Annotated in this window: 17 protein-coding genes; 8 read left to right on the top strand and 9 right to left on the bottom strand. The window is 69.5% G+C overall.

What is annotated here, in order from left to right; translation table 11 throughout:
- Positions 1 to 19: 19 nt before the first annotated feature.
- The gene (locus MKK82_RS02925) at positions 20 to 643 is read right to left on the bottom strand and encodes a glutathione S-transferase family protein (protein WP_238289148.1); all 624 of its coding nucleotides are present in this window, start codon (positions 641 to 643) and stop codon (positions 20 to 22) included.
- A gap of 71 nt (positions 644 to 714) precedes the next feature.
- Entirely contained in the window at positions 715 to 1515 is an 801-nt protein-coding gene (gene xth, locus MKK82_RS02920; protein WP_238289150.1) for an exodeoxyribonuclease III, read from the bottom strand.
- 95 nt (positions 1516 to 1610) lie between these two features.
- Between xth and MKK82_RS02915 the strand changes: the two genes are divergently transcribed.
- The 3 genes from MKK82_RS02915 to glpX all read left to right on the top strand — a co-directional run bounded on the left by MKK82_RS02915 (position 1611) and on the right by glpX (position 4847).
- The gene (locus MKK82_RS02915) at positions 1611 to 2297 is read left to right on the top strand and encodes a ceramidase domain-containing protein (RefSeq protein WP_243984615.1); all 687 of its coding nucleotides are present in this window, start codon (positions 1611 to 1613) and stop codon (positions 2295 to 2297) included.
- Positions 2298 to 2406: 109 nt separating this feature from the next.
- Positions 2407 to 3723, top strand: a complete 1317-nt coding sequence (locus MKK82_RS02910; protein WP_238289154.1) for a homoserine dehydrogenase — start codon at positions 2407 to 2409, stop codon at positions 3721 to 3723.
- Between the two features lie 140 nt (positions 3724 to 3863).
- Positions 3864 to 4847 (top strand): class II fructose-bisphosphatase, encoded by a 984-nt coding sequence (gene glpX, locus MKK82_RS02905; protein WP_238289155.1) that lies wholly within the window; start codon positions 3864 to 3866, stop codon positions 4845 to 4847.
- A gap of 28 nt (positions 4848 to 4875) precedes the next feature.
- Here glpX and MKK82_RS02900 read toward each other — a convergent pair whose 3' ends face one another.
- On the bottom strand, positions 4876 to 5811 hold the full coding sequence (locus MKK82_RS02900; RefSeq protein ID WP_243984613.1) for a L,D-transpeptidase: 936 nt from the start codon (positions 5809 to 5811) through the stop codon (positions 4876 to 4878).
- 468 nt (positions 5812 to 6279) lie between these two features.
- Between MKK82_RS02900 and MKK82_RS02895 the strand changes: the two genes are divergently transcribed.
- The 4 genes from MKK82_RS02895 (at position 6280) to MKK82_RS02880 (ending at position 11103) form a co-directional block, all read left to right on the top strand.
- On the top strand, positions 6280 to 7530 hold the full coding sequence (locus MKK82_RS02895) for a nitrate/nitrite transporter (protein WP_238289159.1): 1251 nt from the start codon (positions 6280 to 6282) through the stop codon (positions 7528 to 7530).
- A gap of 218 nt (positions 7531 to 7748) precedes the next feature.
- Positions 7749 to 9041: an MFS transporter gene (locus tag MKK82_RS02890; RefSeq protein WP_238289161.1), complete on the top strand. Its 1293-nt coding sequence runs from the start codon at positions 7749 to 7751 to the stop codon at positions 9039 to 9041.
- Positions 9042 to 9046: 5 nt separating this feature from the next.
- A complete protein-coding gene (locus MKK82_RS02885; protein ID WP_238289163.1) occupies positions 9047 to 10267 on the top strand; it encodes a CaiB/BaiF CoA transferase family protein in 1221 nt (406 codons plus the stop codon).
- A 23-nt stretch (positions 10268 to 10290) separates the two neighbouring features.
- A complete protein-coding gene (locus MKK82_RS02880) occupies positions 10291 to 11103 on the top strand; it encodes an enoyl-CoA hydratase/isomerase family protein (RefSeq protein WP_238289164.1) in 813 nt (270 codons plus the stop codon).
- 9 nt (positions 11104 to 11112) lie between these two features.
- On the opposite strand, the gene MKK82_RS02875 is transcribed toward MKK82_RS02880, so the two are convergent.
- The 4 genes from MKK82_RS02875 to dctP form a co-directional block, all read right to left on the bottom strand.
- Positions 11113 to 11580, bottom strand: coding sequence for a YbaK/EbsC family protein (locus MKK82_RS02875; RefSeq protein ID WP_238289167.1), 468 nt, complete (start codon positions 11578 to 11580; stop codon positions 11113 to 11115).
- A gap of 359 nt (positions 11581 to 11939) precedes the next feature.
- The gene (locus tag MKK82_RS02870) at positions 11940 to 13292 is read right to left on the bottom strand and encodes a TRAP transporter large permease (RefSeq protein WP_238289169.1); all 1353 of its coding nucleotides are present in this window, start codon (positions 13290 to 13292) and stop codon (positions 11940 to 11942) included.
- Positions 13289 to 13963: a TRAP transporter small permease gene (locus MKK82_RS02865; protein WP_238289170.1), complete on the bottom strand. Its 675-nt coding sequence runs from the start codon at positions 13961 to 13963 to the stop codon at positions 13289 to 13291. Before MKK82_RS02865 ends, MKK82_RS02870 begins: the two co-directional genes overlap by 4 nt.
- On the bottom strand, positions 13960 to 14982 hold the full coding sequence (dctP, locus tag MKK82_RS02860; RefSeq protein ID WP_238289172.1) for a TRAP transporter substrate-binding protein DctP: 1023 nt from the start codon (positions 14980 to 14982) through the stop codon (positions 13960 to 13962). Before dctP ends, MKK82_RS02865 begins: the two co-directional genes overlap by 4 nt.
- A 194-nt stretch (positions 14983 to 15176) precedes the next feature.
- Here dctP and MKK82_RS02855 point away from each other — a divergent pair, with 194 nt between their 5' ends.
- Positions 15177 to 15830: a GntR family transcriptional regulator gene (locus tag MKK82_RS02855; protein WP_238289174.1), complete on the top strand. Its 654-nt coding sequence runs from the start codon at positions 15177 to 15179 to the stop codon at positions 15828 to 15830.
- Between the two features lie 21 nt (positions 15831 to 15851).
- Here the strand turns inward: MKK82_RS02855 and MKK82_RS02850 are convergent, their stop codons facing one another.
- Positions 15852 to 16532, bottom strand: a complete 681-nt coding sequence (locus MKK82_RS02850) for a GntR family transcriptional regulator (RefSeq protein WP_238289176.1) — start codon at positions 16530 to 16532, stop codon at positions 15852 to 15854.
- A gap of 60 nt (positions 16533 to 16592) precedes the next feature.
- Positions 16593 to 19541, bottom strand: coding sequence for an FAD-binding and (Fe-S)-binding domain-containing protein (locus MKK82_RS02845; protein WP_243984612.1), 2949 nt, complete (start codon positions 19539 to 19541; stop codon positions 16593 to 16595).
- Positions 19542 to 19564 lie beyond the last annotated feature (23 nt).

Below are 19564 nucleotides of genomic sequence, written 5' to 3'. Positions count from 1 at the left end.
GCCGCCTGATCCGCGATCCTCAGCCCTTCTTGGCGGCCTGCGCGGCCTGGAAGGACGGGCGTGCCAGGGTTTCGGCGACGTAGCCGGCGAGCTTGGGCCAGCGGCCCGCGTCGACCTGCGCGTCGGCCACGTGGAAATTGTAGAAGCCGGTGGCGATCGAGATGTCGGCGATGCTGAACGCGTCGCCCACGAGGTACGGGCCCGAGATCTGCCGTTCCAGGTAGTCGAACAGCGGCGGCAGGTCCTTGTCGAGGGCCTTGGTGACGGCGGCCTCGTCGGTGGGCTGACCCATCATGTTGGGCTTCAGCACCCGCTCGACGAACGGCACGATCAGCTTCCCGAACAATTCGGTATCGCCGAACTTGTCGAACCAGACCGCGCGGCCGAGGGCCTGCGGATCGGTCGGCACCAGGGCCGGCGTCGGGTGCCTGCGCTCGAGGTACCAGAGGATGGCCGACGAATCCGCGAGCCTGAACCCGTCGACCTCGACGGCCGGGATCTTGCCCAGGGGGCTCGCCGCCTGGAAGTCGGGATCCGGCGCGTGAAACATCACCGGCCGGTGCTCGTAGGCGACGCCCTTCTCGGTGAGCGAGACCAGAACCTTGCGGACGTAGGGCGAATAGCCGGTACCATAGACGATCAAGCGGAACTCCCAGGATTGAAGGGCACGGCCGCGACCTTGCGCCGGCCCGTCCCGGCAATCTAGGGCAGGACTCAGCCGGCGGAGAGTTCGACCGTCACCGGCACGTGGTCGGAGGGCTTGTCGAGACCGCGCAGGTGCTTCTGCACCGAGGCCGAGATCAGCCGGTCGGCCGCCTGGGGCGACAGCAGCAGGTGGTCGATGCGGATGCCGGCATTCCGCTGCCAGCAGCCGGCCTGATAGTCCCAGAACGTGTAGAGCCCGTCGCGCGGATCGCAGGCGCGCAGGGCGTCGGTGTAGCCCTCGGCTAGAAGGACCCGGAACGCGGCCCGGCTCTGGGGAAGGAAGAGGGCGTCGCCGCGCCAAGCCTCGGGATCGGCTGCGTCGGCGGGCTCGGGGATGACGTTGTAGTCGCCCGCCAGGACCACCGCGATCTCGTCCGCCATGATCGCCCGGGCGTGAAGCCGGAGACGCTCCAGGAAGGCGAGCTTGTACGGATATTTCGGACTGTCCACCGGGTTGCCGTTGGGCAGGTAGATCGACGCGACCCGCACCGGCCGCGTCTCCGTGCCGGTCACCAGCACCTCGATGTAGCGGGCCTGCTCGTCGGACGCGTCGCCGGGCAGGCCGCGCCGGAGGGAATCCGGCGCGATCTCGAGGGGCTTCCGGACCAGGAGCGCGACGCCGTTATAGGCCTTCTGACCCAGCGTCTCGACCGCGTAGCCGGCGGCTTCAACCTCGGCGCGCGGGAAGGCTTCGTCTTGGCACTTCAACTCCTGCAGGCAGACCACGTCGGGCCGCGCCTCCTCCAGGAAGGCGAGGAGATGCGGCAGCCGCTGCTTGATCGAATTGACGTTCCAGGTGGTGATCCGCATCGCCTCGCTTCCGGTCGCCGCCGCGCCGTCATCCGCGCTTCGCCGCGCCCTGACAAGGCCATCCCGGCGCAAGATCGGAATACTAGGGTCGCGGGATGGATCGGTTCGAGCCGATCAAGGCCTATTGCGAGCGGAACGACCCGGGCTTCTGGGCCGAACCGGCCAACGCCCTCTCGAACGGCGCCTTCCTGCTCGCGGCGGCCGCCTCGGCGCGGCGCGCCTTCAGGGCCGAGCCGCCGGACCGCGCCTGTCTCGCCCTCGCGGGCCTGATCGCCGTGGTCGGCCTCGGCTCGTTCCTGTTCCACACGCTGGCGATCTACGCGGCGCTGCTCGCCGACGTGATCCCGATCGCGCTCTTCATCTACGCCTACCTGACGCTGGCGCTGCGTCGATTCCTGAGGCTCAGTCCGACGCGCGTCGCCGCGGCAACCGCCGGTTTCGTCCTGTTCGGCTTCGCGCTGACACCGATGCTCGACGGGCTGGCCGGTGCCGACGTTTCGAGCCTGACGAACGGCTCGATCGATTACCTGCCGGCCCTGCTCGCGCTGTTCGGCATGGCCGCGGCCGTGCTAGGCCGGCCCGAGGCGCGCATCCTCAACACCGGGTGGCGGCTCGCCGGCATCGGCGTACTGTTCCTGGTCTCGCTGGTTGCCCGCACCGCCGATCAGGCAGTCTGTGCCGCGTGGCCGACGGGCACGCACGCGCTCTGGCACCTCATGAACGCGGCCGTCCTCTACGCGCTGGTGGCGACCGCCATCCGTCATCGCGAGGCCGCCGGATGAGCCGGTCCCGGGCGCCCGGCGGTTTCCTTGCGGCCCGTGCGGAATTCTTGCAGAAGTGCGCCGCATCGGGCGCCCGGTCCATCGCGGCTGCCCGGGCACGGAAAGGGTGATGACAGTGAGCTTTCGCCTCGGGATCGCCGGGCTCGGCACCGTCGGTGCGTCCGTGGTCCGGATGGTCGAGCGCCGCCGTGCGGCGCTCGCTGCGGCCGGCCTCGACATCCGCGTCGCCGCGGTCTCCTCGCGCGACCGCAGCCGCGACCGCGGCCTGGATCTCACCGACGTGGCGTGGTTCGACGATCCCGTGGCGCTGGCGCGATCCGGCGACGTCGACTGCGTCGTCGAGCTGATCGGCGGCGCGGAGGGCCCGGCCAAGGCGGTCGTCGAGGCCGCGCTCGGAGTCGGCAAGCCGGTGGTCACCGCCAACAAGGCCCTTCTGGCGCGTCACGGCGCGGCCCTGGCCGCGCTCGCCGAGGAGAACGGCGTGGCCCTCGCCTTCGAGGCGGCGGTGGCCGGCGGCATCCCGGTGATCAAGACCCTGCGGGAGGGGCTGCCCGGCAACACGATCTTGCGCATCTACGGGATCCTGAACGGCACCTGCAATTACATCCTCAGCCGCATGGAGCGCGAGGGCCTCACCTTCGAGGCCTGCCTCAAGGACGCACAGGCGCTGGGCTACGCCGAGGCGGACCCGACCTTCGATGTCGAGGGCTTCGATACCGCGCACAAGCTCGCGCTCCTGACGAGCCTCGCCTTCGGCACGGCCGTCGATGCCGACGGCGTGTCGGTGGAGGGAATCTCTCGGGTTCAGCCCCTGGATCTGCGTATGGCGGACGAGCTCGGCTACCGGATCAAACTGCTCGGCGTGGCGCAGGCGGCCGAGGCCGGGATCGAGCAGCGCGTTCACCCGACGATGGTGCCGAAATCCTCCGCGATCGCGCAGGTCATGGGCGTGACCAACGCCGTGACCATCGATGCCGACGCGGTCGGCGAATTGACCCTCATCGGGCCCGGCGCCGGCGGCGAGGCCACGGCCTCCGCGGTTCTGGCCGACATCGCCGACGTCGCCCGCGGCATCGTGCGCGCCACCTTCGGAATCCCGGCCTCGGCGATGAGCGCCAGCGAGCGGGTCGAGATGCAGCGCCACGAAGGCGGCTACTACATCCGCCTGACTGTCCACGATCGTCCCGGTGTCGCGGCCGGTGTCGCCCAGCGCATGGCCGAGCGGGAGATCTCCCTGGAGAGCATCCTGCAGCGTCGGACCGAGAGTGCCGACACCGATCCACGCGGGCGGTCCGGGCGGCCCGTGCCTCTCGTGCTGATCACCTACGCGGCGACCGAGGGCAACATCCGGGCTGCGCTCGACGCCATCGGCGACGACGGGCTGCTGGCCGAGCCCCCGCAGGTCATCCGGATCGAGCGGGAGTAAAACAACCTGTGAGTGCTATTCGCAGGTTGATGCATGTTATTCGACCACGGTAAGCGGGCCTTAGACTGAACGCCCGACGCCCGGCGGCGTTCAAACCGGGATCCGACTTCAAGATCGGGCCCGGACAGAGGCAGGAAACGATGGCTGACGCCCCCAGGTCCGCGCAACGCGGCGTGCCGCGCACGCTCGCCCTCGAACTCGCCCGCGTGACCGAGCGCGCCGCCATCGCGGCCGCACGCCTGCGCGGCAAAGGCGACGAGAAGGCCGCGGATCAGGCGGCCGTCGACGCGATGCGGGACGAACTCAACCTGCTGCCGATCCGCGGGACCGTCGTGATCGGGGAGGGCGAGCGCGATCAGGCGCCGATGTTGTTCATCGGGGAGACGTTGGGTCGGGGCGACGGGCCCGAGGTCGACATCGCGGTCGATCCGCTGGAGGGCACGACGCTCTGCGCCAAGGACATGCCGGGCGCGATCGCGGTGATGGCGATGGCCGAGCGCGGCTCGCTGCTCGCTGCCCCGGACGTCTACATGCAGAAGATCGCCATCGGTCCGGGCTATCCCGCGGGCCTCGTCGATCTCGACGCCAGCCCCACCGAGAACATCGCGGCGCTCGCCCGTGCCAAGGGTGTCGACCCGCAGCAGATCACCGCGCTGATCCTCGACCGGCCGCGGCATGCCGCCCTGGTCGCGGAGGTGCGGGCGGCGGGCGCGGCGGTCCGCCTGATCTCGGACGGCGACATCGCCGGCATCATTTTCACCGCGAGCCCCGAGGATACCGGCATCGACCTGTATCTCGGGACGGGTGCCGCCCCCGAGGGCGTGCTGGCGGCGGCCGCCATGCGGTGCATCGGCGGCCAGATGCAGGGGCGCCTGATCCTCGACACGTCCGAGCGCCGTCGCCGCGCGGCGGAGATGGGCATCGCCGATCTCGACCGGAAGTACGACCTCACCGATCTGGTCAGCGGCGACGTGATCGTGGCCGCCACCGGCGTCACCGACGGGGCGCTCCTGCGGGGCGTGCGGTTCCGGCCCGACCGGATCCAGACGGAAACGCTGGTTTACCGGTCGGAAGCCGGTACCGTCCGGCGGATCCTCGGGGAGCACCGGCGCGGGCTCAGCTGAAGCGTCGCGCGGCCGCTGCCGCGCGGCCTCAGTTCAGGACGACGACCTTGCTGCCGACGTTGACGCGGCTGAACAGGTCGATGGCGTCCTGGTTGATCATCCGGATGCAGCCGGAGGAAACGCTCTTGCCGATGGAGAACGGCTCGAGCGTGCCATGAATGCGGAACAGCGTGTCCTTGTTGCCCTGCCAGAGGTACATGGCCCGTGCCCCGAGCGGATTGCGCAGGCCGCCCGCGACGCCCAGGCCGCTCTGAAGCTTGTCGACCTCGCCGGCGAGCTTCGGGCTGCGCGCGATCATCTCCTTGGGGGGGTACCAGTCCGGCCAGGCCTGCTTGGAATTGACCGTGGCGCTGCCGGACCACGAGAAGCCCTGCTTGCCCACGCCGACACCGTAGCGCCGGGCCCGGCCGTTCTCCTCGACCAGCGTCAGCTGGTGCGCCCGCGGGTCGACGATGATCGTGCCCGGCTCGTAGGGCCCGCGGTAAGCGATCTCCTGCCGGAGGTAGGCGGGGTTCATCTTCTTATAATTGAAGGCCTGGACCGGGAACACGTCGTCGGCGATCGGCCCATAGGCCTTGGCGTAGTCGATCGGCTCGTTGTCGGGTGCGCGAAGCACCGCCTTGGCCTTGGCGGCCTCAAGCGGTGACAATCCCTGGGCGCCCGGTGCCACGCCTGGACGGGCCGGCTCCGACAGGGGAGCGTCCAGACCCGCGGCCGGCGGGGGGGCGGCCGGGGGCGCGCCCGGGGTCGGGCGGACGAAGTCGGTGCGCCCCGTGTAGGGCAGGTAACGATCGCCGCGCCGGACGTAATACGCGCCGTTCTGATCCCGGTAGAGCTGTCCGTCGTCGCCGAACCCGTCGATCCCGGATTCTCCGACCGGTCCACGGCCCTGGGCCTCGGCGGTCGAGGCGAGGGCGAGAACGGCGAAGCCGGCCAGGAGAAGGCGGCGGATTGGAACGGACATCGTACGGATTTCCCTGGATGGCGACACCGGCTTCTGCGACGGCGCGCGATCGAGCCGGCACGCACGAAGTCGTGGGGCAGCTCAATCCGCGGCTTAGCAAATATCGCGCATCGCCGCCAAGTTGCAGGAGGGACTATCGGGGCGTTCGCCGGGACTCTCGATCGCTTTCTCCCCATGGGTGTTGCTGCTGCGCCTCAATGGTCTGAGGCCCGCTGCGCGGTGCGCCGCCCGTTTGCTCGGCAACGCCTGCCCGGATTGCGGGCACCGGCTGATCCGGCGCCGGCCAGACGCCGCGTCGCCGCGGTGCCGGCTCCGCAGACCGGAAGCTTGGCACGCTTGCTGCAATGACGGAGGGGCCGCGCCTGATGCGGCCGGGAGCAACGACGCTCCAACAGCGGACGGTGTGAGTCCGGTTCCCCGGCATGAGCGACCGCGTGACGGTTCGCCCACTCAAGACGAGCACCAGCTATGGCCAGCTTCAAGACAGTGATGAAGTCGGGTCACCCCCCGACGCTGTTCGCGGCGTTCCTCTACTTCGATTTCTGCTTCGCCATCTGGGTCCTGAACGGGGCCATGGGTCCGTTCATCACCGAGACCTACAAGCTCACGCCGGCCCAGACCGGCTTCATGATCTCGCTGCCGATCCTGGCCGGCGCGCTGATGCGCTTCCCGCTCGGAATTTTGGCCCAGTATATCGGCCGCAAGAACGCCGCGATCACTGAGATGGGCGTGATCATGCTGGCGATGGCCTACGGCTACCTGTTCGTCTCCTCGTACAACGACGTGCTCGCCATGGGCGTGCTGCTCGGCATCGCCGGCGCGTCCTTCGGCGTGGCGCTGTCGCTCGGCTCGGGCTGGTATCCGCCCGAGCACAAGGGGCTGGCCATGGGCATCGCGGGGGCCGGGAATTCCGGTACCGTGCTGGCGGTGCTGTTCGCTCCGCCGCTGGCCCAGGCCTACGGCTGGCAGACCACCTACGCCTTCGCGGGCGTCGTGATGCTGCTGCCGCTCGTCGTCATGATCGTCCTGGCGAAGGAACCGCCGGATGCCGAGCACCAGTCGTTCAAGGAGCACGTCTCCTGCCTGTTCACGAAGGACGGCTGGGCCTTCTCGCTGATCTACGTCATCACCTTCGGCGGCTTCGTCGGCCTCTCCAACTTCCTTCCGACCTTCTTCTACGAGCAGTTCGCCGTGACGAAGGTCGAAGCCGGGCGCCTGACCATGCTGGCGGCCTTCATGGGGTCGGGCATCCGGATCGTCGGCGGCTACTTCGCCGACCGGATGGGCGGCATCGCGGTCCTGTCGGTCGTGCTGCTCGCGGCGATCGCCACGTTCCTGTCGCTGACCGCGACCCCGTCCCTCGCCCTCACGACGCTCCTGTTCATGCTGTGCTTCGCGGCTCTCGGGGCGGGCAACGGCGCGCTGTTCCAGCTCGTCCCCCTGCGCTGGCCCAACAACACGGCGGTGGCCGGCTCGATGATCGGCGAGGTCGGTGCCCTCGGCGGCGCGATCCTGCCGAACGTCATGGGCCTGTCCAAGCAATATACCGGATCGTTCTCGTACGGCTTCATCGGCTACGCGGCCTTCGCGGCGATCGTGCTCGGCTGCCTGGCGCTGTGGCAGCGCAAGTGGGTCGGAAGCTGGGTCGGTCCGCGCGGCAAGGCGCTCGGCACCGCGGCCGAGGCGGAGCAGGGCCAGCTTCGCCCCGCCACAGCCTGAGCGGATCGCGTCCCGCCGCTAGAGGAGCACCTGGAACGGGGACCCTCGCGGTCCCCGTTTCCCGTTGCGGTGCCCGACCAATTCGCGCGTCGCGGTCAGTTCAACGGTTGCCTTCTGCCTCGCGACGCGTTTGAATAATGCATTACGAGAGAGCGCCCGACCGCGTGGTCGAGGCGCCGGGCGACCCTGCGCGGTGCCCACCCTGGGAGGAACGGTCGATGTCGAAGCGCTTCAGCGCCACGAACGGCGTGCTCGGCCTGCTCTGCGTGATGTACTTCATCACCTACCTGGACCGGGTGAACATTGCGACGGCCGGCGCGGAGATCATGCGCGAGTTCGGCATGTCGAAGACCGATTTCGGCCTGATCCTGTCGGCCTTCGCGTACCCTTACGCGATCTTCCAGGTGATCGGCGGCTCCGTCGGCGACAAGTTCGGCGCGCGGCGGACGCTGCTCGCCTGCGGCGTGATCTGGGCGACGGCCACGATCCTGACCGGCATGGTCGGCGGCCTCGTGAGCCTGTTCATGGCCCGCGTGCTCCTGGGCTTCGGCGAGGGCGCGACTTTCCCGACGGCCACCCGGGCCATGCAGAACTGGACGGCGCCCGGTCGGCGCGGCTTCGCACAGGGGATCACCCACGCCTTCGCGCGGCTGGGCAACGCGGTGGCGCCGCCGATCGTCGCCTTCCTGATCTATCATTTCGGCTGGCGCACCAGCTTCGTGATCCTCGGCGCCGTCAGCTTCTTCTGGGTGGTGGCCTGGTGGCTCTACTTCCGTGACGACCCGTCCGACCATCCGGCGATCACCCGCGCCGAACTCGAGACGCTGCCGGAGCCCCGCAAGGTCGGCGCGAAGCAGAGCGTGCCGTGGGGCGCCCTGACCAAGCGGATGCTGCCGGTGAGCATCACCTACTTCTGCTACGGCTGGACGCTGTGGCTGTTCCTCGGGTGGCTGCCCAGCTTCTTCAAGGAGAACTACAGCCTCGATCTGAAGAACTCGGCCCTGTTCGCCTCCGGCGTCTTCTTCGCCGGCGTGGTGGGCGACACGGTTGGCGGCTTGATGAGCGACTCCATCCTGCACCGGACCGGCAACGTGAAGCTCGCCCGCCTGTCGGTGATCGTCGTCGGCTTCCTGGGCGCGGCAGCCAGCCTCGCGGGCGTGTTCATGACCCGCGACCTGACCCTGGTGGCGCTGCTCCTGTCCTCCGGCTTCTTCTTCGCCGAGCTGGTGATCGGGCCGATCTGGTCCGTGCCCATGGACATCGCGCCGAAATATGCCGGCACCGCCAGCGGCCTGATGAACACCGGCTCGGCCCTCGCGGCGATCGTCTCGCCGATCGTCTTCGGCGTCATCGTCGACCTGACGGGGAGCTGGACGCTGCCGTTCGTCGGTTCCATCGGCCTGTGCCTGCTCGGGGCCGGGCTCGCCTTCACGATGCATCCCGAGCGGGAGTTCGTGGATCCCGTCACGCCGCCGGTCGGTCCCGCAGCCACCGTCCCGGCCGGGGAGTAGGCGCCATGGCGGGGGCGACGAAGCGGTCCGGTCCGCTCGCGGGGATGCGGGTGATCGAACTCGCCCACATCATGGCCGGCCCGGTCTGCGGGCTGATGCTCGCCGACATGGGCGCGGAGGTCATCAAGGTTGAGAAGATGGACGGCGACGACACCCGTCGTACGGTTCCGCCCGCCCTGGAGGGTGAGAGCGCCGCTTACATGATGATGAACCGCGGCAAGCGCGGGATCAGTCTCGACCTGAAGGATCCGGACGGCGTGGCCGTGCTGCGGCGCCTGCTCGGCGGGGCCGATGCGCTGATCGAGAATTACCGGGGCGGCACAATGGAGCGCCTCGGGATCGGCTACGAGACCCTGCGCCAGGAGTTCCCGGAACTCGTGTACTGCTCGCTGTCGGGCTTCGGCCGCACCGGGCCCTACGCTGATCGCGCCGGTTTCGATCTCGTCGCGCAGGGCATGAGCGGGCTCATGTCGGTGACCGGGGAGGGGCCCGGCCGGCCGCCGATGAAGTGCGGACCGCCCGTGACCGACATCACCGCCGGCATCCTGGCGGCCATGGGCATCCTGGCGGCCTACGCGAACCGGCTCCGGACGGGACAGGGCCAGGCCGTCGACACCTCGCTGTTCGAGGCGGGGATCACCCACACCTACTGGCAGTCGGCCATCGCCATGGCGACCGGGATCGCGCCCGGGCCGATGGGCTCGGCCCACCCGCTCAACGCGCCCTACGAGGCGGTCGAGACCGCCGATGGCTGGATCACCATCGGGGCGGCCAACCAGACCAACTGGCTGCGGCTCCTGAAGGCGATCGGCGCCGAGGCGCTCGGTGAGGATCCCCGGTTCGCGCTGAACCGGGACCGGATGGCCAACCGGCACGAACTCGCCGCGACCCTCGCCCCGGTCTTCCGCGCCCACGGTTCGGCGGAGTGGCTGGCGCGCCTGGAGGCCGGCGGTGTGCCGGCCGGCCCGGTGCTCGACGTCAACGCCATGCACCGGGATCCGCAGACGCTGGCCCGCGAGATGGTGGTCGAGGTCGATCATCCCCGCGTCGGCCGGATGAAGACGCTGGGGCTGCCTGTGAAATTCTCCGCCACGCCCGGTCGCGTGCACGGGCCTGCCCCGTTGCTCGGCGAGCATTCCCGGGCGATCCTCGCGGAGGCCGGTTACGCGGCCGCCGAGATCGACGGCCTGATCGCACGGGGTGTGGTCCGCGAGACCGTCGCCTGACCCCGCCGAACGGAGACCGTGCCATGCAAGCCGCGCCCGCGACAGACGAGCTGCTGTTCACGACGGACGAAGCCGGCATCGCCCGGATCGTCCTCAACCGGCCCCAGGCCCGCAACGCGATGACCTTCGCGATGTATCAGGGCCTGATCACCTGCTGCGAAGCGATCACCGACGACCCGGCCGTGAAGGCGCTGATCATCACGGGTGCCGGCGACAAGGCCTTCGCGGCCGGAACCGACATCGCCCAGTTCCGCAGCTTCAACACCGCCGAGGACGCGCTGGGCTACGAGCGCTTCATGGACCGGGTGCTGGGCTCCCTGGAGCGACTCCGGGTGCCAACCATCGCGGCGATCGCGGGCGCCTGCACGGGCGGCGGCGCGGCCATCGCGGCCGCCTGCGACCTGCGCGTCGCCACCCGCGACGCACGCTTCGGTTTCCCGATCGCGCGGACGCTGGGCAATTGTCTGAGCCAGGGCAACCTCAAGCGGCTGTCCGACCTCATAGGCCCGGCCCGGGTCAAGGACATCATCTTCACCGCGCGGCTCGTCGGAGCCGAGGAGGCCCTGTCGATCGGGCTGATCGGCGAGGTCGTCGAAGATCGCGCCGCGCTTACCGAGCGGGTCGATGCGCTGGCGCAGCTCCTGGCCGGGCACGCGCCGCTCACCATGCAGGCCACCAAGGAGGGGCTGCGGCGCCTCGCCGAGGAGGAGGCGCCGGAAGAGGGCGCGTCGCATCCGGGCGATGACCTCATCCTGATGTGCTACATGAGCCAGGACTTCCGCGAGGGGATGGAGGCGTTCCTCGGTAAGCGCCCGCCCAATTGGACCGGGCGCTGAGCGCAGCGCTCAGCCCGGTGCCTGACAGACATCGACCCAGGTGGCGCCCGTGAGCGCGGCCATGCGCTCCGGCGCGATGCGGACGGCGCTGCAGGCGCTGCCCGCGGCCGGAACCACCGCGTCGAACGCCTTGAGCGAGACGTCGCAGTAGATGCGTAGCGGAGCGGCGAGCCCGAACGGGCAGACACCGCCGACCGGGTGGCCCGTGATCGCCTCGACCGCGTCGAGATCGAGCATCCGGACCTTGCCGCCGAGCACTGCCTTCGCCTTCCTGTTGTCGAGGCGGACATCCCCGCGGGTCACCACCAGGACGACCTGATCGCCGACCCGGAGCGAAAGCGTCTTGGCGATCTGCGCCGGGTCCACGCCGTGGGCGACCGCGGCTTCCGCGACGGTGGCGGTCCGGGTGTCCAGTTCCACGACCGCGATGTCGGGCGACCTCTCGGCGAAGAAGGCCCGGACCGATGCGAGACTCATGAACGATCCTGATACGGCGAATACGATAGCCCGCAGCGAGGCCGGGGTGCGGGTCTTGGCGCGGTGCGCGGCGACCTGGGCATCCGTTCCCGCGGATGCGACCGTGACGATCGCACGAGGACGCACCTCGCCGCCGCCGGCCGACCAGTCCTTCATCCTACGACGCTTCGAGGACGCTTCGAGGACGCTTCGCGAGGGACGGAGCGGCTCGCCGATCGCTCCGCGCGATGACGAAGCGGTGATCTCGCCGGCCGGCGCATGGACCTCGCATCATCGCCGCCAAGGTCGAGGCGCCGCGGAAGGGCGCTCTCTCTCTCCCACGGAGGGCAGAGGGAGATCCGCGGCGGACGCTCGGGATCCTACCGCGTCGAGGCCAGCAGCAGGTCCGGCAGCCACATGGCGATCCCCGGCACGAGGCAGAGGATGAAAATCGCCACCGCCATCAGCAGCACGAAGGGCAGGGTGCCCCAGATGATGTCCGACAGCGGGATGTCCGGCGCGATGTTCTTGATGACGAAGATGTTGAGGCCGACCGGCGGGTGGATCAGGCCCATCTCCATGGTGATGGTCATCACCACGCCGAACCAGACGAGGTCGAATCCGGCGGCCTTCAGCGGCGGCAGGATGATCGGCGCGGTCATCAGGATGATCGAGACGGGGGGCAGGAAGAAGCCCAGCACGATCACCAGCGCCAGGATCGTCAGCAGAAGCAGCCAGGGCGAGAGCTGCATCGCCACGATCGCCTGCGCGGCCGCCTGCGAGATGTGCAGGTAGCTCATCACGTAGGCGTAGAGCAGCGACATGCCGATGATCAGCATCAGCATGGTCGATTCCCGCAGCGTCGCCGTCAGGATCGGGCTGACGTCGCGGAACCGCCACACGCCGTAGATGGCGGCGATTAGCCCGAGGGCCAGCAGGCCGCCGAGGCCGGCGGTCTCCGAGGGCGTGGCATAGCCGCCGTAGAGCGCCACCATCACGCCGGTGAGCAGGACCACGAAGGGCAGGACCCGCGGCAGCGTCGAGAAGCGCTGCGCCATGCTGTACTGGTCATCGGTGAGGATCGGCGAGGTCGGGCCGCCGTTCTCCAGGATCGCCTTCGCGGTGGCGTATTCGGACCGGAACCGGATCATCGACCAAGTCGCGAACAGACCGACGAGCAGCAGCCCCGGCCCGATCCCCGCGAGGAACAGGCGCCCGAGCGACTGCTCCGCCGCCACCGCGTAGAGGATCATCGTGATCGAGGGCGGCAGCAGGATGCCCAGCGTACCGCCGGCCGCGATGATCCCGGCTGCGAAACCCGGCGAGTAGCCGCGCTTGCGCATTTCCGGGATTCCGGCCGAGCCGATCGCCGAGCAGGTCGCCGGGCTCGATCCGGCCATCGCGGCGAACAGCGCGCAGGCGAAGACGTTGGCGATGCCGAGCCCGCCGGGGATCCGGTGCATCCAGGCGTGCATGGCCGAGTAGAGGTCTTGGCCCGCCCGGGACCGCCCGATCGCTGCGCCCTTCAGGATGAACAGCGGGATCGACAGCAGGGTGATGGAGGCCATCTCCTCGTAGACGTTCTGCGCCACCGTATCGAGCGAGGCGCCGGGCATGAACGCCACCATGAAGGCCAGCGCCACGAAGCCCAGCGCGAACGCGATGGGGATGCCCGAGAGCATCGCGCCGAGGGTCGCGCCCGCATAGAGGAAGCCGATCGCCGCGGTGCTCATCGTTTTCCCTTCGCGGCCACGGTCTGTCCCATCGGATCCGGGCCCTCGGGCTCGAGGTTGCGGTTCAGATCGGCACCGAGCCCGATCTTCGGCTTCGCCCAGCCCGCGGCGCGGGGTCCGTAGGCCAGCGCCTCCGCGATCTGGAGGACGAATTGCAGGCAGAGGAGGCTCATGCCCAACGACATGAGCGTGTAGGGGATCCAGAGCGGCGGTCCCCAGGTCGATTGCGAGACCTGGCCGTCGACCCAGGCCTCGTGGTCGAGGGACCAGCTCTTCCATGCGAAGAACAGGCAGAAGGTGAGGCTGATCACGTCCGCGAGGAGGAGCCGGATCCGGTTCACCGTCGGCGACAGCAGCCCTGTCAGGGCCTCGATCGCCACGTGGCCGCGCTTGGCCTGCACGCCCGCGGCCGACAGGAAGGTGGCCCCGATGATCAGGAACACCGCCATCTCGTCCTGCCAGTCCGTCGGCTCCTTCAGGACGTAGCGGACGACCACGCTGTGGGTCAGCACCAGGCAGGCGGAGACGAGGCAGAGGCCGCCGAGCGCCAGGATCACCCGGTTGAGGAGGCGCATCGCCCGGTCGAAGTGGCCGAGCAGCCCGGGCAGGCGGGGTTCGTCGGCGGCCTGCCCATCGGGGGCCGCGGTAGCCGCGTCGAAGCCGTGGCTCACGCGACCTGCTCCGCGAGCTTGAGCAACTCGGCGCAGGTGGCGTTCTTGCCGGCGTAATCCTTCCAGGCGGTATTCCGGGCGAGATCGCGCCACTGCCCGAGCGACTTTTCATCCAGCTGCGAGACCTTGGCACCCGCCTTGGTGAAGATCTCCTCGACCCGGGTGTCATCCTCCTTCGCGCCGGCCTGCCCGAACGATTCGAGCTCGGTGCCCACCGCCATGATCAGATCCTGCTGGTCCTTCGGCAGCCCGGAGAACACGGTCTTGGACATCATGATCGGCTCGAGCATGAACCAGTACGACCGCTCCCGCCCGGAGGTCAGCGCCTTGGCCAGCTCCTCCAGGCGGAACGAGATCAGGCTGGTGGACGAGGTGATCACCGCGTCGCACGCGCCGGTCTGCATCGCGGCGTAGGATTCGTTCGACGGGATCGACAGGGTCGCGGCGCCCGCCTCCTTCATCATCATGTCCATCTCGCGCGAGCCGCCGCGGACCTTCATGCCCTTGGCGTCCGCCGGAGCGACGAGCGGGCGCTCGCGGCTGGCGACCCCGCCCGCCTGCCAGACCCACGAGACCAGGATGATGCCCTTCGCGTCGAGGATCTCGGCCAGCTTGCGTCCCACCGGGGCGCTCTTCCACGCCACAGCCTGGGCGTAGGAGGTCACCAGGGCCGGCATCAACCCGATGTTGAGCTCCGGCACCTCGCCGCCCGCGTACGGGCTCGGATACAGCGACATGTCGAGCGCGCCCTTGCGCATGGCGCCGAACTGGGCGTTCGTCTTCATCAGCGAGGAGCCGGGATAGACCTGAACCTCCAGGGCGCCCTTGGAGCGCTCGTTCACGATCTTGGCGAACTTCCGGCACATGCGGTCGCGGAAGTCGCCTTCCTCGATCGTGCCGCCGGGGAACTGGTGGGACAGCTTCAGCGTCGTGGCCGCCTGCGCCGATCCGAGGCCGAACTTCAGGACCACGGGTGCCGCGAGGGTGGCTGCGACAAGCGAACGACGAGTCGGCGTCATCATACTCTCCCGCACCGCAAACACAGCGGCTTAGTATTGTGCGCTGCAATATTGCGGCGGCTTCGTTGTATGCATGAATGACTGGCATGTATATTTTGTCAACGCTTCAGCATAATGCATCGACGTGTCAGCGGCCTGACAGCGCTGAGTCGCGTCAGGTGCGTCGTCCGGATCCTGAGGGAGGTTGCCGGAGAATGAACCATACCCAGCGTCTGAGACAGCGGATCGAGGACGAGATCGTCTCGGGCGAGCTCGCGCTGGGCTCGCGGCTCGACGAGAACCAGCTCGCGGCGCGGTTCGGGGTCTCGCGCACGCCGATCCGCGAGGCGCTCCTCCAACTGGCCGTCACCGGGCTGGTGCAGACCAAGCCCAGGCGCGGCGCGATCGTCAGCGCCCCCGAGCCCCATCTCCTGCTCGCGATGTTCGAGGCCATGGCGGAGATCGAGGCGGCCTGCGGCCGGCTCGCGGCGCGGCGGCTTGTGCCCGACGACGCGGCGGCTCTGCGCGCCGCCCTCGACGGGTGCCGGGCCGCGCTCGCGCTGTCCGACACCGAGGCGTATTACGCCGAGAATTACGTGTTCCACACCGTCGTCTACAGGGCGAGCCGCAACGCGTTCCTGGCCGAGCAGGCGCTGTCCCTCCACCGCCGCCTGGCGCCCTACCGCCGCCTTCAGCTGCGCGTCCGCCAGCGCCTGCCGCAATCGCTGGCCGAGCACGAAGCGATCGTCGCCGCGATCCTCGCCGGCGACGAGACCAAGGCCGCCGAGGCGCTGCGAACCCACGTCGTCGTGCAAGGCGACCGCTTCACCGACCTCGTCGCGGGCCTGCGGGCACCGAGCGCCGCCTGACCCGCGGTCGTCCCGGGGCGCTCAGACGTCCTCGGCCACCCCGTAATTGGCGGCGATCACGGACTTCTTCCCGCGGATATGCTCGCGCATCAGCACGGCGAGCGCCGCCCCGTCCCGGGCACGCAGCAGCTCGATCATCCGCTCGTGCTCGGCCACCGCCCGGGCCCACTGCGCCGCCGTCTGGTGCGCCGAGTAGCGCGAGCGCTGGATCCGGCCCGACAGGCCTTCGTAGATGTTCGCCAGGATCGTGTTGCGGCTCGCCGCCATGATGCCTTCGTGGATCCGGCGGTTGTGGCTGAAGTAGCCGGCCTCGTCGCTCGCCTTCCAGGCGGCGACCATGGCCTCGTGGTCGACGAGCAGCGCGTCGATCTCGGCGTCGGAGATCGTGCGGCAGGCGAGGTCCCCGGCGGTCGCCTCAAGGCCGGCGATGACCTCCATCATCTCCTCGAGTTCGGCATCCGAGATGCTCGCGACCCGCGCTCCCCGGTTCGGCAGCAGCTCCAGCAGCCCTTCCGTGGCCAGGATCTTGATCGCCTCCCGCAGCGGTGTGCGGGAGATCCCGAAGCGCTCCGTCAACTCGCTCTCGTTGATCCGCGCCTTCGGCTCCATCTCGCCGGATCGGATCAGTTCGCGCATCCGCTCCGCGACCTCGTCGTGGAGGTAACGGCGGCTGATACCGATCCCGGGCTCGATTTTGTTCATGGTCCCCCGACACACGGCAGGTCGCAACGACCTGTGCTCCATGTGTATGGGGCCGGCAATTCAGTGTCGAGGCACAAGGGCTTGATCCAGAACGCGAGCCACATGTTCCGCGCGGATGCCGAGGCCGTCGTGGATCTGATGACGACAGCTCGTGCCGTCGGCCACCACGAGATCGTCGGGCCCCGCGGCGCGCAGCGCCGGAAACAGCGACAGCTCGGCCATGGCGAACGAGGTGTCGATCGATTCCGGCCGGTAGCCGAAGGCACCCGCCATGCCGCAGCAGCTCGACTCGATCACGCGCAGATCGAGCCCCGGCACGCTCCGCAGGACCGTCTCCACCGAACCCATCAGTCCGAAGGACTTCTGGTGGCAGTGGCCGTGCAGATGGGCGACGCGGCCGCCCTGATCGGCCAGCTTCAGCTCGATCCGGCCCGCCGCGAGATCGGCGGCCAGCAGTTCCTCGAACAGGACCGATTGCCGGCCCAGGAGCTTTGCATCCTCGCCCGGCAGCAGAGCGCCGAACTCATCACGGAAGGTGAGCAGGCAGGACGGCTCCAGGCCGACCACGCGCGCGCCGGCGCGGATGAAGGGCAGCAGGGTGTCGAGGGTCCGCCGCGCCTCTTGGCGGGCCCGGTCGGTCTGGCCGGAGGCGAGCCAGGTCCGGCCGCAGCAGAGCGGCCGCCGCCCACGGGGCGGGTCGACCCGGTGCAGGCGATAGCCGGCAGCCCGGAGCACGCGCTCGGCGGCCTCCAGGTTCTCGCGCTCGAAGGCGCGGTTGAAGGTGTCGCCGAACAGGATCACGTCGCGGAAGTCGCCCGCCACGTCGCCCGGATGGGCGGCCTCGCCCTGCTCGCTCCAGGGCCGCCGCCAGCGCGGGAGGGTGCGCCGCGCCGAGAGTCCGGCCATTCGCTCCGACAGGGCCGCGAGCACCGGGTACCGGTCGCGCAGGTTCAGGAGCGGCGCGAGCTTCGCCGCGGCTCCGGCGTAGAGCGGCATCTGGGCGATCAGCCGCTCCCGCAGCGGCAGCCCGTGCCGGGCGTGGTAGTGGTGCAGGAACTCGATCTTCATCTTGGCCATGTCGACGCCGGTAGGACATTCCCGGCGGCAGGCCTTGCAGGAGACGCAGAGATCCAGGGTCCGCTTCATCTCCGGGCTGGTGAAGGCGTCCTTGCCGAGCTGGCCCGAGATGGCGAGCCGCAGGGAATTGGCGCGGCCGCGGGTGAGATGCTGCTCGTCGCGGGTGGCGCGATAGGACGGGCACATCGCCCCGCCCACGAGCTTCCGGCAGGTCCCGTTGTTGTTGCACATCTCGACGGCCGCGCCGAAGCCGCCCCAATCCGACCAGTCGAGAGCGGTCTTCGGCGGCGCCGTCACCGCATAGTCCGGCTTGAAGCGGAACAGGTCGCGGTCGTCCATCTTGAGCGGCCGGACGATCTTGTTGGGATTGAGCCGGTTCTCGGGATCGAAATCGTCCTTCACCGCCTCGAAGGCGCGGGTCAGGACCGGCCCGAACAGGGGCTCGATGTATTCCGAGCGCGAGATGCCGTCGCCGTGCTCGCCGGAATAGGAGCCCTTGTAGCGGCGCACCAGCTCGGAGGTTTCCTCCGCGATCAGGCGCATCCGGCGCACGTCGCCCGCCTCCTTCATGTCGAGGATCGGGCGGACGTGAAGGCAGCCCACCGAGGCATGGGCGTACCACGTGCCGCGCGTGCCGTGCTTGGTGAAGACCGCGGTGACCGCATCGGTGTAGTCGGCGAGGTGCTCCAGCGGCACCGCGCAATCCTCGATGAAGGAGACCGGTTTCGCGTCGCCCTTCATCGACATCATGATGTTGAGGCAGGCTTCGCGCACCTCCCAGACCGCCCTCTGCCGGGGCGGCTCGACCACTTCGACGACGGCGTTCGGAAAGCCGTGATCGGCCATGCAGGCATCGAGGCGCTTGAGGCCGCGCTTCAGGGCGGCGAGGTCGTCACCGGCGAACTCGGTGAGCAGCAGGCAGTTCGGCTTGCCCCGGGTGATGTCCGCGAGCGTCGTGCGGAACAGCGGGATGTCGGCCCCGAGCACCAGCACGTTGTTGTCGACCAGTTCCACGGCCACAGGGTCAAGGTCGACGATGTGCCGCGTCGTCTCCATGGCGTCGCGGAACGACGGGAAGTGGCAGACCCCCATCACCCGGTGCGCCGGCAGGCGGGACAGCCGCAGCGTCACCGACGTGGTGGCGGCAAGCGTCCCCTCGGAGCCCACCAGCAGGTGTGCGAGGTTCGGCCGGGCCTCGATCAGCGCATCGAGGTTGTAGCCGCCCACCCGGCGCTGGACCGTCGGATAGCGGGACACGATCTCGTCCCGGTGGCGCTCCGCGAGGGCGCACATGCGACCGGCGAGCGCCTCCGCTCGCGCCGAGCCGGTAACCCCCGCCGCATCGCCGCGGAGGCCGAAGGCGAAGCCCTCTCCGTCGTGGAACAGCGCCTCCATCGCCAGCACGTTGTCGCTCATCTTCCCGTAGCGCAGCGACCGGGCACCGCAGGAATTGTTGCCCGCCATGCCCCCGATGGTGCAGCGGGTTGCCGTCGAGGGCTCGACCGGGAAGAACCAGCCGTCGGCCTTCACCCGCGCGTTGAGCCGCTCCAGCACCATTCCGGGCTCGACCGTGATGGTGCCGGCCTCCGGATCGTAGGCCAGGACGCCGTTGAAATGGCGCGCGCAGTCGACGACGAGTCCCCGGCCGATCGGCTGGCCGTTCTGCGAGGTGCCGCCGCCGCGCATGATCACGGGGGCGCCGTGATCGGCGGCGATCCGCAGCGTCGCGGCGATGTCGGCGGCCGAGCGCGGCAGCACGACGCCCGCCGGCATGATCTGATAGATCGAGGCGTCCGTGCTGTAGCGCCCGCGCGTGAAGGCATCGAAGCGCGCTTCGCCCTGGAGCTGTTCCGCCAGCCTGCGCGCCAACCCGGCATCCAGGCGTGCTGCGGCGCGCGGCGCCGTCGCGGTCTCAGCCCTCGCGTCCGTCACGACTCAATCCTCCGGCGGCGGAT

It is taken from the genome of Methylobacterium sp. E-046 (assembly GCF_022829625.1).
Classification (GTDB): Bacteria; Pseudomonadota; Alphaproteobacteria; order Rhizobiales; family Beijerinckiaceae; genus Methylobacterium; species Methylobacterium longum.
Note: the sequence above shows the minus strand (reverse complement) of the source record. Positions and strands in the feature narration are given on the sequence as shown.

Coding starts and splice junctions, on each gene's coding strand:
- xth (WP_238289150.1), bottom strand. CDS start 1,515: ATGCGGATCACCACCTGGAACGTCAATTCGATCAAGCAGCGGCTGCCG.
- MKK82_RS02915 (WP_243984615.1), top strand. CDS start 1,611: ATGGATCGGTTCGAGCCGATCAAGGCCTATTGCGAGCGGAACGACCCG.
- MKK82_RS02910 (WP_238289154.1), top strand. CDS start 2,407: ATGACAGTGAGCTTTCGCCTCGGGATCGCCGGGCTCGGCACCGTCGGT.
- glpX (WP_238289155.1), top strand. CDS start 3,864: ATGGCTGACGCCCCCAGGTCCGCGCAACGCGGCGTGCCGCGCACGCTC.
- MKK82_RS02900 (WP_243984613.1), bottom strand. CDS start 5,811: ATGTCCGTTCCAATCCGCCGCCTTCTCCTGGCCGGCTTCGCCGTTCTC.
- MKK82_RS02895 (WP_238289159.1), top strand. CDS start 6,280: ATGGCCAGCTTCAAGACAGTGATGAAGTCGGGTCACCCCCCGACGCTG.
- MKK82_RS02890 (WP_238289161.1), top strand. CDS start 7,749: ATGTCGAAGCGCTTCAGCGCCACGAACGGCGTGCTCGGCCTGCTCTGC.
- MKK82_RS02885 (WP_238289163.1), top strand. CDS start 9,047: ATGGCGGGGGCGACGAAGCGGTCCGGTCCGCTCGCGGGGATGCGGGTG.
- MKK82_RS02880 (WP_238289164.1), top strand. CDS start 10,291: ATGCAAGCCGCGCCCGCGACAGACGAGCTGCTGTTCACGACGGACGAA.
- MKK82_RS02875 (WP_238289167.1), bottom strand. CDS start 11,580: ATGAGTCTCGCATCGGTCCGGGCCTTCTTCGCCGAGAGGTCGCCCGAC.
- MKK82_RS02870 (WP_238289169.1), bottom strand. CDS start 13,292: ATGAGCACCGCGGCGATCGGCTTCCTCTATGCGGGCGCGACCCTCGGC.
- dctP (WP_238289172.1), bottom strand. CDS start 14,982: ATGACGCCGACTCGTCGTTCGCTTGTCGCAGCCACCCTCGCGGCACCC.
- MKK82_RS02855 (WP_238289174.1), top strand. CDS start 15,177: ATGAACCATACCCAGCGTCTGAGACAGCGGATCGAGGACGAGATCGTC.
- MKK82_RS02850 (WP_238289176.1), bottom strand. CDS start 16,532: ATGAACAAAATCGAGCCCGGGATCGGTATCAGCCGCCGTTACCTCCAC.